The organism is Marinococcus sp. PL1-022 (genome assembly GCF_033845285.1).
Taxonomy (GTDB): Bacteria; Bacillota; Bacilli; order Bacillales; family Marinococcaceae; genus Marinococcus.
The window spans coordinates 513,652-527,011 of the sequence record NZ_JAWXCX010000001.1 but is presented as its reverse complement, the minus strand read 5'-3'; the positions used below and the strand labels follow the sequence as shown (position 1 = coordinate 527,011).

Sequence of the window (13,360 nt, the reverse complement as noted above, 5' to 3'; positions counted from 1 at the left end):
CGCATTTGCGGTCCGGTTTTTTATGTTTCTTTGGAACTTTTATAGTACATAAAAAACCGACCCATTCATTTTTTCTGATGGATCGGTTTCATTTTATCCCTGTTTTTGTTTTTTGCGATCTACCAATTTCTTTTCCAATAAATTCTTTTCTACAAAATCATCAAGCATTTCGTAAAATTTCCCTTTATCGTTCACTGAGCCCGAAAGCTGCTCCAAATGGTTCATAAAGGTGACCTGGTCATAATCCTGCGGAAGCTTTCCGGCATAATTACGGGCAATGCTTTTACCATAATGCCAGCAGCAGTTTTTATCCTTCGTTTCCAGCGCTTTTGACAAAATAACCAATGCTTCAAGAAGCGTCAAGGTTACGCCGGGCTTTTCCTCTGCATAGGAGGCAATGTAGGTAAATGCAGAATAAACGTAATAAGAAAACTCTTCGTTCTTCATAATCAGCCGGAGCGTGTCGTTATCATCGGTTAAATACGAAGTAAAGCGGGTTACCTTGGAAATGGAAAACACAAGGTCAGTTAACTGATAGATGGCGTCCTGGGCTGTCATAGGTTCGTCGTTTCCAAGCGCTTTGATCGCAATTTCGGTTAATTTCCGGATCCCAAATTCGATGTCCTGCACTTCCGTTTTACTTTTCCCAAGATACATAAAGTTACGGTACTTTTTTTCGTTCACCGGCAGATCCGGTTCTTCAGTTGTCTTCCAATAAGAAAAAATAGGAATGCCTTCAAGCACAAAATCCCCAATTCGGCGATCCAGTCTTACTACAATACCGTCCTTGGCTGCTTCTTTCACGATTTTGCCAAAATCAATTACCTGAATAAAACCGGTCTTTTCACTTGCGACAACATTAGGCTCTCCTTCTGTTTCCGGCTCGCGCATCTCACTTTTATCTTTGGCGCGGTGTGCTTCGAGATCATAAAGGAGCGTGTTGAGAATGCGCTGCTGTGATTCCTCTTTCATGTTCGTCGTAATACTTGGCACCTGCATCCATTTAGTTGCATGATTGATAAACAAAATAAAGTTTATCACTGAAACGGCTGTTGCTAGTACGCCGAGTACGGGAAATACCGTATACTGCTCCATCGAGGAATTCAAAAAGAAAAACCCGATCAGCAGGAAAAAGAAACACAGGTTAAAGACACCGATGGAATGCTGGGTTCTGCGGTCTGAGATAAAATTAAACAGGACCCGGGGGGTAAACTGCCCGGAAAAGCTCGTCAAAACGACGAGAATTGAGTTAAACGTAAAAGCGTTTAACGTGAGTACACCTGAGAGCAGTGTACTGTACATTGTCTGGGTTAAAGAATAACCTGTTGATAAAATGGGTGCCATGGCAAATGCAGGCTCGAGCCCGAATTCGACGTAGTATGCCCCAAATGCTAAAAGCACGGCCAGGATAATATAAATGGCTGGCAATACCCAAAGACTCGAACGGAGTTCGTACCACCGTTGTCTCGAGGACATGCTTTTAATCTGCCTTAATTTTTTAGGCATCAGCTGCTGTAAATAATATTTCAATTCGTTCACCTTTTCTATTGCTTTAATCTGCTGGCAGCATCATCCGCTATGGAGTTATTCCCATACATGAAGCCTTCCTCCGCGTGAGCGGGCAGAAGGCTCTGAAGCAGATATGCTGCTTTGACTGTTAGCGTTTATTATTTTACTGTTTCTTTCGTTGACACGACCTCTACGTCGCATTTTGCTTTCTTCTGAATAGCTTTAGCTGTATTGCCAAGAAACAGCCGGTCCACTTTAGATGAGCCTGTCTCACCGATGACAATCATATCGACACTATACTTCTCACAAAGGTTTTCCATTTCCTTTTTCGGGATTCCCACCTCGAGAACAGTTTCTACGTCCTCAACTCCATTCTCTTCTGCCATCTCCCTGTACGCCTTTAAGCGTGATTCCGCCTGGTTTTTCAATCTCCCAAAACCATGTGGATCCATACGCTCCAGAGAAGCGTAGCCATTTTTGTCCATCACAAAGGCTATGATTAACGTAGCATTGTTTTCTTTTGCCAGGTCCCTCGCTTTATAAAAGGCGTCATGGGACGCGCCTTCAAGAGCTTCTACGCCTACGAGTATACGATTAATTTGTGCCAATTTCATCTTTCCTTTCTTTTCTAAATTACTTGTTCCGGCCCTCTGCTTAAGATTTCACAAAAGAGCCCTTGTCTGCTCTGTTTTTCGCCTTTTAGCCCTGGTTATCACCTAAAAAAATATAAAAAGCCAGAAAAAGAACGATCATCCTTTTTCTGGCTTATGCTCTGACTTTTATATCCATTCATTTCCGCCGCATATGAAGTTGTCGCCCTGCCACACCCGGACGTTTCTGTTTTTGTGGCGTCACAGGAAAAATACCCTTACAATATACGTATTAAACGTTAACAAATTAAGGTATTCGAAATTCTTTTAAAGGACAGATGCTTTATCCATTACATATTTTTCGACAAACACTGCCCGCCCTGTCGTGCAGCCGTGCGTATGTTTCAGCTTTCAGATTTGTATCACTGCTGCTGTTGGATTCCCATTCAGGAAGCCCGGCTTGATCTCGAAAACTATCCGTATCTATTCTCAAGAAACGCTGCACACGAGCTGCATATGTGTACGGAGCAGGGCGTAGTGCTGCATGGTTTTTATGCCCTCCGCCGGCTGCTGCTTGCTATCCCGCTCAGTTTTTTTCCAGCTCTTTTTCTCTATCTCCCGTACGCTGAACGTATTGGGGTGCCGCTGTATAACATAATTTCAAAAAGCCGCCTAAAGCATATCTCCTTTAAAAATAGTTAGCGTTCTGCCGAGACAGAAAAACCGGGCCTTCCAGGGATAGCTGGAGGACCCGGTTTGTTTTTATTACCGGTTCACCGTTTTCATTCCTTCTTCCGGATACCGCATGCCTGCGGCAGCACCTTTAGGGGCAATATCATCAATTGCTTTCATATCAGCGTTCGTAAGCGTAACCTTCAGACTGTTAATATTTTCTTCCAGGTATTTACGCCGTTTCGTCCCCGGGATCGGTACCGCACCCTGCTCTCTCAACCAGGCCAGAGCCAGCTGGGAGGCTGTGCATTCTTTTTCTTCAGCTAATTCCTTTATTTTGTCCACGAGTTCAAGATTTTTGTTGAAATTTTCTCCCTGAAACCTTGGAGAAAAGCGGCGGAAATCATCTTCCTCCAGATCCTCAAACTGCTTGATCTGTCCGGTTAAAAATCCACGCCCGAGCGGACTGTAAGCCACAAAGGAAATTCCCAGACTTTTGCAAAGCGGCAGAATTTCATCCTCCACGTCCCGGCTCCATAACGAATACTCTGTCTGCAGAGCTGTAATTGGATGCGTTTCATGAGCTTTGCGAATCGTTTCCGGAGCTGCCTCTGACAAGCCCAGATACCTAACTTTTCCGGCATCTACGAGCTCCTTCATTGCACCTACGGTTTCTTCAATAGGCACGTCCGGGTCCACCCGGTGCTGGTAATACAAGTCAATAGTATCCACGCCAAGCCGTTTCAGGCTCGCATCGCAGGCCTGCTTTACATATTCCGGCCGGCCGTTTACTTCTCCTGTTAATTCACCTTTGTTGCTGTACACGTTTCCGAATTTTGTAGCAAGCACTACTTCCTCCCGACGGTTTTGAATTGCTTCACCAACCAGTCGCTCATTAGTCATCGGGCCGTACATATCAGCCGTGTCGAGAAAATTAACCCCATGATCCAGCGCTGTGTGTATCGTTTTCTTCGACTCTTCATCGTTTAATTTTCCATAAAAAGCGGACATTCCCATACATCCTAAGCCAATAGGGGAGACATTCAGGTCACTGTTGCCAAGCTGTCGTTTTTCCATAACAGGTATTCGTCCTTTCTGGATTAATGACTCTGCTTTTTCAAACAGGTGTCCTTCTGTTCACGCTTTTGTTCCATTTTAAACATTTTCAGCAACTATTTTTCCCTTAAGCCAACCCGTTCCATAAGACTATCCACCCGGTGCTCCACATTTTCATCCGGAAGCAGTGGCGGTGCATGATGAGGCTTGATGCGGGCATCGATGATCAAACTGTCGCATCCCCAGTGCTTGTTTTCATAAAAGCTGTTCACCCCGTGAATATCGTGGGAAGGATTGCTGCGTGTAAAAACGGCCCACTGGAAATTCTGCATCGTATCACTGACAAAGCTGCTGTCATCACAGATGATAATCATTGGGGTTTCTTTGACGTCCCACTGTTCATCGAGACGTTCAGCGAAAGCGGATATTTCTTCAGCCGCCTGCCTGTAGCTGGTAAACTCCGCTGCTTCCACCGCTATTACGCCCGGCATCACAAGCTTGGGCGAATGCATCGGACTGTCAGCCGGGAAGCCTTCCGGCACGCGTTGGCAAAGATCCCGCTTCACATCCCCATAAGCCGCGATAACTACCTTGCTGCCCTCATTCAGTCCTTCTCCGCTGTAATCAAGCGTATCGATTGTCGTTTTGGTCTGAAAATGAAGATCGCGGCGCAGATTAATCCGCTCAAGCATGTACGTGAAAAAATCCTCCTCCTGATGCGTATCGAGTTCTCTTTCCTGTTCCGCTGTAATAAATAAATATTTGGCCAGGCTTAACTGTCCTGTTCCGAGAATACGATTAGCAATTGTTAACAGCTCCGCCGGCTGCTTCACGCTTTGAAACGGCGTATACCGTTCGCTGCCTATGGCCAGCAGAAGCGGATGCACCCCTGCAGCGTCCACAGCATGAACTTCTTTGACTCCGGTAATTTCCTGTTTGATTGCTTCCCCTGTCATTTCGTGGATCACCGCTCCAAATGAGGTATCCTCCTGCGGCGGTCGGCCAACTACGGTAAACGGCAGAATAGCTTTGTCCTTCGCATACACCTTATGAACCTTCATGACCGGGAAATCATGCGTCAGGCTGTAATAGCCCAAATGGTCGCCAAATGGTCCTTCCGGCTTCGTGTCCTCCGGATAAATTTCACCCGTAATAACAAAATCGGCGTCATGATTAATGCAGTAGCCGTCTTCATAGCTGTACTGAAAACGACGCCCGGACAGCATACCGGCAAACATCATCTCACTCAGCCCTTCCGGAAGCGGCATTACTGCTGAAATAGTGTGCGCCGGAGGTCCGCCGAGAAAAATACTCACCTTCAAAGGCTCTCCCTTAGCTACGGCCTTTGCCTGATGTACACCAATTCCCCGTTGAATCTGATAATGCAGCCCCACTTCTTCATTCTGTACAAATTCATTGCCGCTAAGCTGCACCCGGTACATGCCGAGGTTGGCGTTCATCGGCCCCGATTTTTCCGGGTCCTCTGTATACACCTGCGGCAGGGTGAGAAACGCGCCGCCATCCCGGGGCCAGTGCTGAATCATCGGCAGGTCACTGATGCTCACTTCCCGGAAGTTTTCCGTGCCGCCCTTCTTTTTCTTTGGAAGAGCTTTTACTGCCGTCAGGCCGCTCGTCATGTTACGTAACGGATGCTTCAGTGCCTGCACCGGATCATTTCTCATCGCAATAACATTTTGCACCTGTTTCCAGTTTTTCCGAAAAATGAACCTGCTGCGTTCGACGGTGCCAAATAAATTAGAAACGGCCTGGAATGGGCTTCCTTTTACGTTTTCAAATAAAATGGCCGGCCCTTCCTGTTCATAGACCCTCAAATGAATCGAAGCCATTTCCAGGTAGGGATCAACCTCTTCCTTGATTCGTATTAAATGACCGTTCTTTTCCAGATCTTCTACGCATTCGTTGAGGTTTTGATACATATGCAGCCCTTCATCCTTCCGAATTGTATTTCACTTTCTACACTTATTTTAGTATATTTTCTCGTTCGGCTGTGTTTATTTCCCTTTTGGTTCCCTTTTGGTTCCCTTTTTTCTTACGCGGGGGCAGGCTTTGCCCGCTGCTTTTGCGGCATTGACAAATAAACGACCATGCCAAGTATCAAACAGGCGCCCACGCTCTGGAAAAGTCCAAACGGAACGTGCAGCCACCATACCGAAGTCAAAATAGCCGCCAATGGTTCCAGACACCCTAAGATGCTTGTTTCCTGAGGCTTTAAATATTTCAGGCTTTCCAGGTAAAACCAAAAAGCAATCATAGTGCCGAAAATAACGACAAAAATTACGCTCCCAGCCAAGCTCCATGTCCAGCTCTCCCATCCGGTGTCCCACGGGGCATGCAAAAAGCTTACAGCTGCTCCTCCAACCGTCATAGCCCACCCAATGACATTCATGGACCCCCACGCGGCTAAAAGAGGACCTGCGTACAGAGTATAGAAGGCAAGCGCCACTCCGGAAAGCACGCCCCAGACCACCGCCTCCGGCGACACGGATAATTCGGCCGGCTCCCCGTTTGTCAGCAGCAGAAACGTGCCGGCAAGTCCCATTAATACGGCACCTCCGTCCCGTCTATTCCAATAGGTATGCCGGGCCGCAAGCAGGTAAACAAGAATAAATACAGGAGCCAGGTATTGCAGCAGCGTGGCCACTGCCGCGTTTCCGCTTTCAATGGAGGCCATATATGTATACTGAACGCCCAGCATACCAAATAACCCGAATATAACCACTGCCCCTGCGCTCTTTTTCTGCTTCCAGATTCCGGTCACTTTTTCTTTATTTCCAAGCATTAAAGAAATGGTTAAAAGGAGAATTCCGGATAGAAGCAGCCTGACAGCCACCAGCCACTCCACGGCCAGGTAGTGCGCTTCAAAAATATACTGTGCTCCTGTTCCTCCAACACCCCAGAGGGAGGCTCCGCTTATCACAAGCAAAAAGCCAGCCGTTCGTTGTTTTTGTACTGTCTGCATCGTCGGTTTCCTTTCTGTTGCCGGTTTCAGCTGCGTGTCACATCCATTATACGCAGAAAGCACTCCCTGATTAAACTGTAGCTTCAGGGCCTTCTGCCTGGCAATCAAAGCGCCGCCCCCCTTTTCGGGAGCGGCGCTGCATGAACCTTTTATTTCGTAATTATCCCTTTAGCCACGGATACGAGGTTCTGTGGGCGTTCTGCCAGTCTTCTCATAAAATAACCATACCATTCTTTACCAAAGGGCACGTAGACTCTGACATTGTAGCCTTCCTGCACAAGCTGCAGCTGCAGCTCTGTCCGAAAGCCATACAGCATCTGAAATTCAAATGAATCATAAGCTATGCCCTGATCTTTCACGAACAGCTTAACCGCATTAATAATACGGTGATCATGTGTGCCGATGGCTGTAAAGCCTTCCTGCTGCAGATGTTTTTGAATCATCAGAAAATAATTAGCGTCAATCTCATGCTTGTCTGTGAAGGCAACCTCTTCCTTCTCCTGATAAGCTCCCTTTACAATCCGGAGAGGCACCCCTGCAAGACTGTCGAGATCATCGAGCCCCCGCCGTAAATACCCCTGCAGAACAGTGCCTACATTATCATATTCCTTCCGGAGCGTTTTCAGTACACTCAGCGTCTTTTCATAACGGGAATAGTCTTCCATGTCGATGTTTACAAAATTTTGTTTATCCTTGGCCGCCTGCAGGATTTCCTTCATATTTTCGATGCAGTAGTCCGTATCTATATCAAGACCGAGCTTCGTCAGCTTCACTGTCAGCTCTGACTGTACGTTTTTCGCGCAGACGCTCTCAATAATTTCGATGGTTTTCTGCTTGGCTTCTTCCACCTCTGATTTTTCCGTTATAAATTCCCCAAGATGGTCAATAGTCGCCATCAGGCCCTGATCGTTCATCGACTGAATGGTCGTTAGTGCTTCATCAATATCTTCTCCAGCCACTACTTTTGAAGCTCCGAGATGGATGCCCCACTTTTTGGCACCCCTTGTCAGCGTCTTGTTTTGGGATAGAAATATAAAAAACGAACGTGAAATTGTCATAGGTGCACCCTCCTGATCTTTTCAGTACTGCCCTACACTGATGCAAAATACGTGCCAACATGGCCGTATTGTCATGCGCAGGGTATTCCGTAAAAAGAAAGGGACTGTTCGTCAGAACTGCAAGAAATTTTGCGCTTTATGCAAAAAATTATAAATGAAATTTACTCATCCGGTACTGCAGACTCTGCCGGCTGATTCCAAGCTTTTTGGCTGCCTGCATTACGTTGCCGCCGCTTTGGTTCAGCGCTTCTTTAATTAGAGCAAATTCCATTTCAAGCAGACGTGCCTTTAAATTTCCTTCGTGGCTGCTTCCCCCAGCTGAATCCCTGCTTTCTATCTCTCCTGTTTCCAGAAGATCGGTGCGTTTGCGAAAATGATCCGGCAGGTGGCTTTCTTCGATCACTTTCTCATCGAGCATTAAATTCATCGCTCCTTCGATAACGTGTTCAAGCTCCCGGATATTTCCCGGCCAATGATAGGCCTCCAGCCTGGTTTTCACCGCCGGGGAAACGCGATTTACGTCCATTTGAAAAACCTGGTTGTACTTTTCCAGAAAGGTTTCCACCAGCGGCTCGATATCTGTTTTTCTTTCCCGGAGCGAAGGGACATATAGCGTAACCACACCAATACGGTAAAAAAGATCCTCACGCAGCTCATTGTTTTGAATAGCCTCTGCCGGCTCTTTATTCATCGTGGCAATAATACGGACATTGATGGACTGCTCTTTATGCGATCCTAAACGGGTTACTTTTTTCTCCTGCAGGACGCGCAGAAGCTTTGCCTGCAGTGCTACCGGCAGCGAATTAATTTCATCGAGCAGCAGCGTCCCGCCTTCTGCCTTTTCAAACAGCCCGGCCCGTTCAGATGCTCCTGTAAATGCCCCCTTTACGGTACCAAACAAAATGCCTTCAATAAGCGTTTCCGGAAGCGCGGCGCAGTTTTGTGACACAAACGGCTGTCCCGACCGCTCACTTTCACTGTGGATGCTCTGGGCAAACAATTCCTTCCCTGTGCCGGTCTCTCCTACAATTAATACCGATGATGACGTTCTTGTTGCCCGCTTCGCGTTCTGCACCACACCCGTGATTTCAGCTGAATGCCCGATAATCTGGTCAAATGTAAAAAGCCCACTGCCGGTTTTTTTCTGGTTTTCCCGGACCAGCTTCTCCATGCGGGTGACATCCTTTGCGATTTCGGCAGCTGCGATAATCCGACCGCCTGAATAAATTGGAAAGATTTCATTAATAGTCGTGATATTTTTTCCACGGCTGTTTGTATAATGCTGCTTTTTTTCTCTCGTTTCCACTCCCTGCTTAATAGCCTGGAGCAGTCTGCTGTCCCGTTCATGCTCGAAAAGAAAAACGTCCATCATGCCTTTATTATTAAAATCCTCATACGTCATAGATTCGATTTCGCGCATTTTGTCGTTATAAATAATCAGGTTTTCATCTGCATCGATGACACGGATCCCCTGATCCATTTTTACCATTAAATGATCAAAAATATCGTTCAGCTCAGGATAGGATAACGAATTCGTGCCTTGATATACCATGGACCCACCCTCTTTATAATTTATTCTTGATCTGATTTTATCATGAAGTGCGAAGGGTACGTACGCAAAATCCCAAAACTTAGGAGTGCAAAATTTTGCAGCTTTAACTTCTTAATTTTTCTAATAACGCTTCTATCCAATAGAGTATTCAATTATAATGGACGTCTCCGCCGGTTTTGTTAAGCTCTGCAGAAGTTAAGAATATTGGCACTATTCTTGCAACATATAAAAGTACATTCAAGGGGAGGTGTACTGAATGGAAGGAATAACACTATTCACATGGCTGCTCATCTTAATACCTATGCCGATTACTGTAGTTTTAGCAGCGATCAGTTATGTTAGATCAAAAAAGGAGACCACTTAAATGGATATTTCCGTACCAACAATTGTAACTTTTATCGTTTACCTTGTTGTAATGCTTGGCATTGGTTTTTTATTTTACAAGCTGACCAATAACCTCTCAGATTACGTTTTAGGCGGACGAAAATTAAATGGCCCCGTAGCTGCACTCAGTGCCGGCGCCTCTGACATGAGCAGCTGGCTTCTGCTCGGGCTTCCCGGAGCCATGTACCTGGGCGGAATGAGCGAAATATGGCTGCCTATCGGCCTCACCATCGGAGCTTATTTGAACTGGCAGTTTCAGGCGAGAAGACTGCGCAGGTACACAATTATCGCCAACGATTCCATTACGATACCCGACTTTCTTGAAAACCGCTTCCACGATAAAACAAAAGCACTGCGTATTGTTTCGGCATTATTTATACTTATTTTCTTTACCTTTTATACATCCTCCGGACTGGTCGGGGGAGCCACCCTGTTTGTCAGTTCCTTCGGGCTTTCCTATCAGGCAGCCCTTTGGATCGGCGGCGCTGTTATTATTACCTATACGTTTCTCGGCGGATTCATGGCCGTTAGCTGGACGGACTTTATCCAGGGCATTCTGATGTTTCTGGCGCTCGTTGCTGTTCCGATCGCTGCTGTTATAGAAATTGGTGGTTGGGGAAATTCCGTCCAATCCGTGGCATCCATTAATCCGGATGCGTTAAGTGCCTTTACAAACGTGAGCGTTATCTCTGTGGTCTCCCTGCTCGCCTGGGGACTCGGCTACTTCGGCCAGCCTCATATTATTACCAGGTTTATGGCGATACGCTCCGAAAAAGAAATTCCGATGGCCAGGTTTGTAGGTATGAGCTGGATGGTTATTTCTCTTCTCGGCGCTATTTTTACAGGGTTTGTCGGTATTGCTTACTTCTCGGGGGACGCCCAGCTCGGAGATGGGAATCAGGAAACGGTCTTTATTCTGTTTACCCAGGTACTGTTTAACCCATGGGTATCCGGGGTTCTGCTCGCAGCGATTCTTGCTGCTATTATGAGCACAGTGGACTCCCAGCTGCTTGTATCTTCAAGTGCGCTTGCAGAAGACTTTTACAAGGGCCTTCTCCGGCCGCACGCTTCTGACCGGGAGCTCGTCTGGGTCGGAAGATTCGGCGTTATTGTCATAGCCCTTATTGCCCTGCTTCTCGCCTCCAACCCCGGCAGTACAGTGCTTGAACTCGTAAGCTACGCGTGGGCCGGGTTCGGCGCGGTGTTCGGGCCTGCGATGCTTTTCTCCCTATTCTGGCGCCGGACAAGCATGTGGGGTGTACTGGCTGGGATGATCGCCGGCGGGGCAACCGTAATTATCTGGGTCCAGCTTACCGGAGGATTGTTTGATCTTTACGAAATTGTGCCAGGCTTCTTCATCAACGTCATAATCATTATTGCCGTCAGCCTGCTCGGACCGAAGCCTTCTGATAAAATTAAAACCGAATTTGACTCTGTCAGCACGTATACAGAAAAAAGCTGAGCAGAATAAAAAATACCCGTTTCCTGAATATAAACAGGAGCGGGTATTTGTCTGTTTACTGCTGCTTTTCGGTGAATGCCTGTTCCTGAAGCGCCGCTGCTTTGTCCGTGCGTTCCCATGGCAGATCAACGTCATGACGGCCGAAGTGACCGTAAGCGGCTGTCTGTCTGTAAATCGGTCTGCGAAGGTCAAGCATTTTGATGATGCCGGCCGGCCGGAGATCAAAGTTTTCGTTGGCAAGCTTTACGAGCACCTCTTCTGATACTTTCCCCGTCCCAAACGTGGCGATCGAAATGGAGACCGGCTGCGCCACGCCGATCGCATACGCAAGCTGAACCTCGCATTTATCTGCCAGTCCTGCTGCGATAATATTTTTCGCTACATACCGGGCTGCGTACGATGCGGAACGGTCGACCTTTGTCGGGTCTTTACCGGAAAACGCCCCGCCGCCATGACGGGCGTAGCCTCCGTACGTATCAACAATAATTTTTCTTCCTGTAAGCCCGGCATCTCCCTGCGGTCCACCAATGACAAAGCGTCCGGTCGGGTTTATGAAATAGTTGGTTTTAGCATCGAGAAGCTCTGCCGGCACGACCGGCTCGATCACGTATTTGTGCATATCCTCTTCAATTTGGGCAAGCGTTACGTCATCTGAATGCTGGGTGGAAATAACGATCGTTTCCACCCGGAGTGGTTTCCCGTCATCTCCGTATTCCACCGTAACCTGCGTCTTTCCGTCCGGACGCAGATACGAAAGATTGCCTTCTTTGCGAACCTTCGTTAACTGGCGTGCCAGCTTGTGAGCAAGTGAAATCGGCATAGGCATGAGTTCATCGGTTTCGTTATCGGCATACCCAAACATCAAGCCCTGATCTCCTGCTCCAATCGATTCCAATTCATCCTCAGTCATCGAGCCTTCACGGGTTTCAAGCGCCTCATCAACGCCCTGGGCGATGTCGGCCGACTGTTCATCTATCGAAGTCAAAACCGAGCACGTTTCGTAATCAAACCCGTATTTCGCCCGTGTATAACCAATATCCTTTAAAGTTTCCCGGGCAATTTTAGGAATATCCACGTATGTAGATGTAGATATTTCTCCTGCGACCAATACGAGACCGGTGTTCACTACTGTTTCCGCTGCCACCCGGGCATTCGGATCATCCTTTAATATTTCATCCAAAATCGCGTCGGAGATCTGATCACACACCTTATCCGGGTGCCCTTCTGTTACAGATTCCGACGTAAATAAACGTCGTCCAATTGTAGACACGCTGCTGCCTCCTTTTTAACTGCCTGCTACGGGTGTACTCTCCCATTCTCGGGGTAGACGAAAAGAAAACGGCAGTAGGCCGTTGTGTACAGGAAAAGCCCCTTGTCCCAAAAAATTGAGGGAAAAGGGGCTGTCAGTTCAGCTTTTTCGCCTCTTATCTTTCAAGGCGTCTGTCCGCCTCTCCAGGTTAGCACCTTTCCGTTCCCGGATGGTTGCTGGGCTTCTCAGGGACTGTCCCTCCACCTGCTCAGGATAAGAGTATCCGTTCGTACAAAATCGTAACGCAAACCCTATTTGATGTCAAACTTAGTGCCCTTCCCGCTGGCACGTCTTGTCATCACATAGGAAATGAAACCACTGATACCGGTTTGTAGACACTGTGTGGTACAGCTTTCGGCCAAGCGTTTCCACGCCCGGCAGCAGAAACACTGCCTTCAGCGGCTTTAACGCTGGAATAGTATAACACAATTTTTTCACCGTAAAATATCCGGCGTATACATACGTATTATCCTCTACACTGTGCATCTGATCTTCAAGAGGCTCTCCCTTGAGCATTGGGTACTTTTCAAATAAATCCTCATCATATATAGGCTTCCAATTCACCGTGTTCGTTTTATCTATCGCTGAAAGATAAGTATGGAACCTGGTGCATAACGGACAGTCACTATCATAAAATACAATAAATTCCGATTGTTGTTCCATGGTTGTTCCCCTTTCGTTGCTTTCTTACATCTTTTCCCTTTCAGCACTAAAAATATTCATGAACTTTTTGACGAATAAGTATGTACTATTAAATTAAATGTGTTACACTATTTTATATTCTATCC

Annotated in this window: 11 protein-coding genes and 1 riboswitch; of the genes, 2 read left to right on the top strand and 9 right to left on the bottom strand. The window is 47.0% G+C overall.

Translation table 11 applies throughout. From position 1 onward, the window contains the following. Positions 1 to 93 precede the first annotated feature (93 nt). Both SIC45_RS02750 and SIC45_RS02745 read right to left on the bottom strand, forming a co-directional pair. Complete coding sequence (locus SIC45_RS02750; protein WP_319630979.1) at positions 94 to 1,476, bottom strand: DUF2254 domain-containing protein; 1,383 nt, start codon at positions 1,474 to 1,476, stop codon at positions 94 to 96. A gap of 191 nt (positions 1,477 to 1,667) precedes the next feature. Continuing rightward, complete coding sequence (locus SIC45_RS02745; RefSeq protein ID WP_319630978.1) at positions 1,668 to 2,117, bottom strand: universal stress protein; 450 nt, start codon at positions 2,115 to 2,117, stop codon at positions 1,668 to 1,670. 288 nt (positions 2,118 to 2,405) lie between these two features. On the opposite strand from SIC45_RS02745, the gene SIC45_RS02740 reads away from it, so the two are divergent. After that, on the top strand, positions 2,406 to 2,801 hold the full coding sequence (locus tag SIC45_RS02740) for a DCC1-like thiol-disulfide oxidoreductase family protein (protein ID WP_319632919.1): 396 nt from the start codon (positions 2,406 to 2,408) through the stop codon (positions 2,799 to 2,801). A 63-nt stretch (positions 2,802 to 2,864) separates the two neighbouring features. Here SIC45_RS02740 and SIC45_RS02735 read toward each other — a convergent pair whose 3' ends face one another. From SIC45_RS02735 to SIC45_RS02715, 5 genes are all read right to left on the bottom strand, one after another. Continuing rightward, on the bottom strand, positions 2,865 to 3,848 hold the full coding sequence (locus SIC45_RS02735) for an aldo/keto reductase (RefSeq protein ID WP_298785285.1): 984 nt from the start codon (positions 3,846 to 3,848) through the stop codon (positions 2,865 to 2,867). A gap of 95 nt (positions 3,849 to 3,943) precedes the next feature. Further along, complete coding sequence (locus SIC45_RS02730; protein ID WP_319630977.1) at positions 3,944 to 5,764, bottom strand: UbiD family decarboxylase; 1,821 nt, start codon at positions 5,762 to 5,764, stop codon at positions 3,944 to 3,946. A 113-nt stretch (positions 5,765 to 5,877) separates the two neighbouring features. Next, positions 5,878 to 6,915: a DMT family transporter gene (locus SIC45_RS02725; protein WP_319630976.1), complete on the bottom strand. Its 1,038-nt coding sequence runs from the start codon at positions 6,913 to 6,915 to the stop codon at positions 5,878 to 5,880. A 41-nt stretch (positions 6,916 to 6,956) separates the two neighbouring features. Beyond that, complete coding sequence (locus SIC45_RS02720) at positions 6,957 to 7,865, bottom strand: proline dehydrogenase family protein (protein WP_319630975.1); 909 nt, start codon at positions 7,863 to 7,865, stop codon at positions 6,957 to 6,959. 148 nt (positions 7,866 to 8,013) lie between these two features. Then, positions 8,014 to 9,417: a sigma-54 interaction domain-containing protein gene (locus SIC45_RS02715; RefSeq protein WP_319630974.1), complete on the bottom strand. Its 1,404-nt coding sequence runs from the start codon at positions 9,415 to 9,417 to the stop codon at positions 8,014 to 8,016. A 364-nt stretch (positions 9,418 to 9,781) separates the two neighbouring features. Here SIC45_RS02715 and putP point away from each other — a divergent pair, with 364 nt between their 5' ends. Continuing rightward, positions 9,782 to 11,263, top strand: a complete 1,482-nt coding sequence (putP, locus tag SIC45_RS02710; RefSeq protein WP_413645496.1) for a sodium/proline symporter PutP — start codon at positions 9,782 to 9,784, stop codon at positions 11,261 to 11,263. Between the two features lie 55 nt (positions 11,264 to 11,318). On the opposite strand, the gene metK is transcribed toward putP, so the two are convergent. Further along, on the bottom strand, positions 11,319 to 12,533 hold the full coding sequence (metK, locus tag SIC45_RS02705) for a methionine adenosyltransferase (protein ID WP_298785280.1): 1,215 nt from the start codon (positions 12,531 to 12,533) through the stop codon (positions 11,319 to 11,321). Positions 12,534 to 12,684: 151 nt separating this feature from the next. Next, positions 12,685 to 12,792, bottom strand: a riboswitch (SAM riboswitch). Between the two features lie 47 nt (positions 12,793 to 12,839). Beyond that, positions 12,840 to 13,235: a DUF393 domain-containing protein gene (locus SIC45_RS02700; protein WP_319630973.1), complete on the bottom strand. Its 396-nt coding sequence runs from the start codon at positions 13,233 to 13,235 to the stop codon at positions 12,840 to 12,842. Between the last annotated feature and the right edge of the window lie 125 nt (positions 13,236 to 13,360).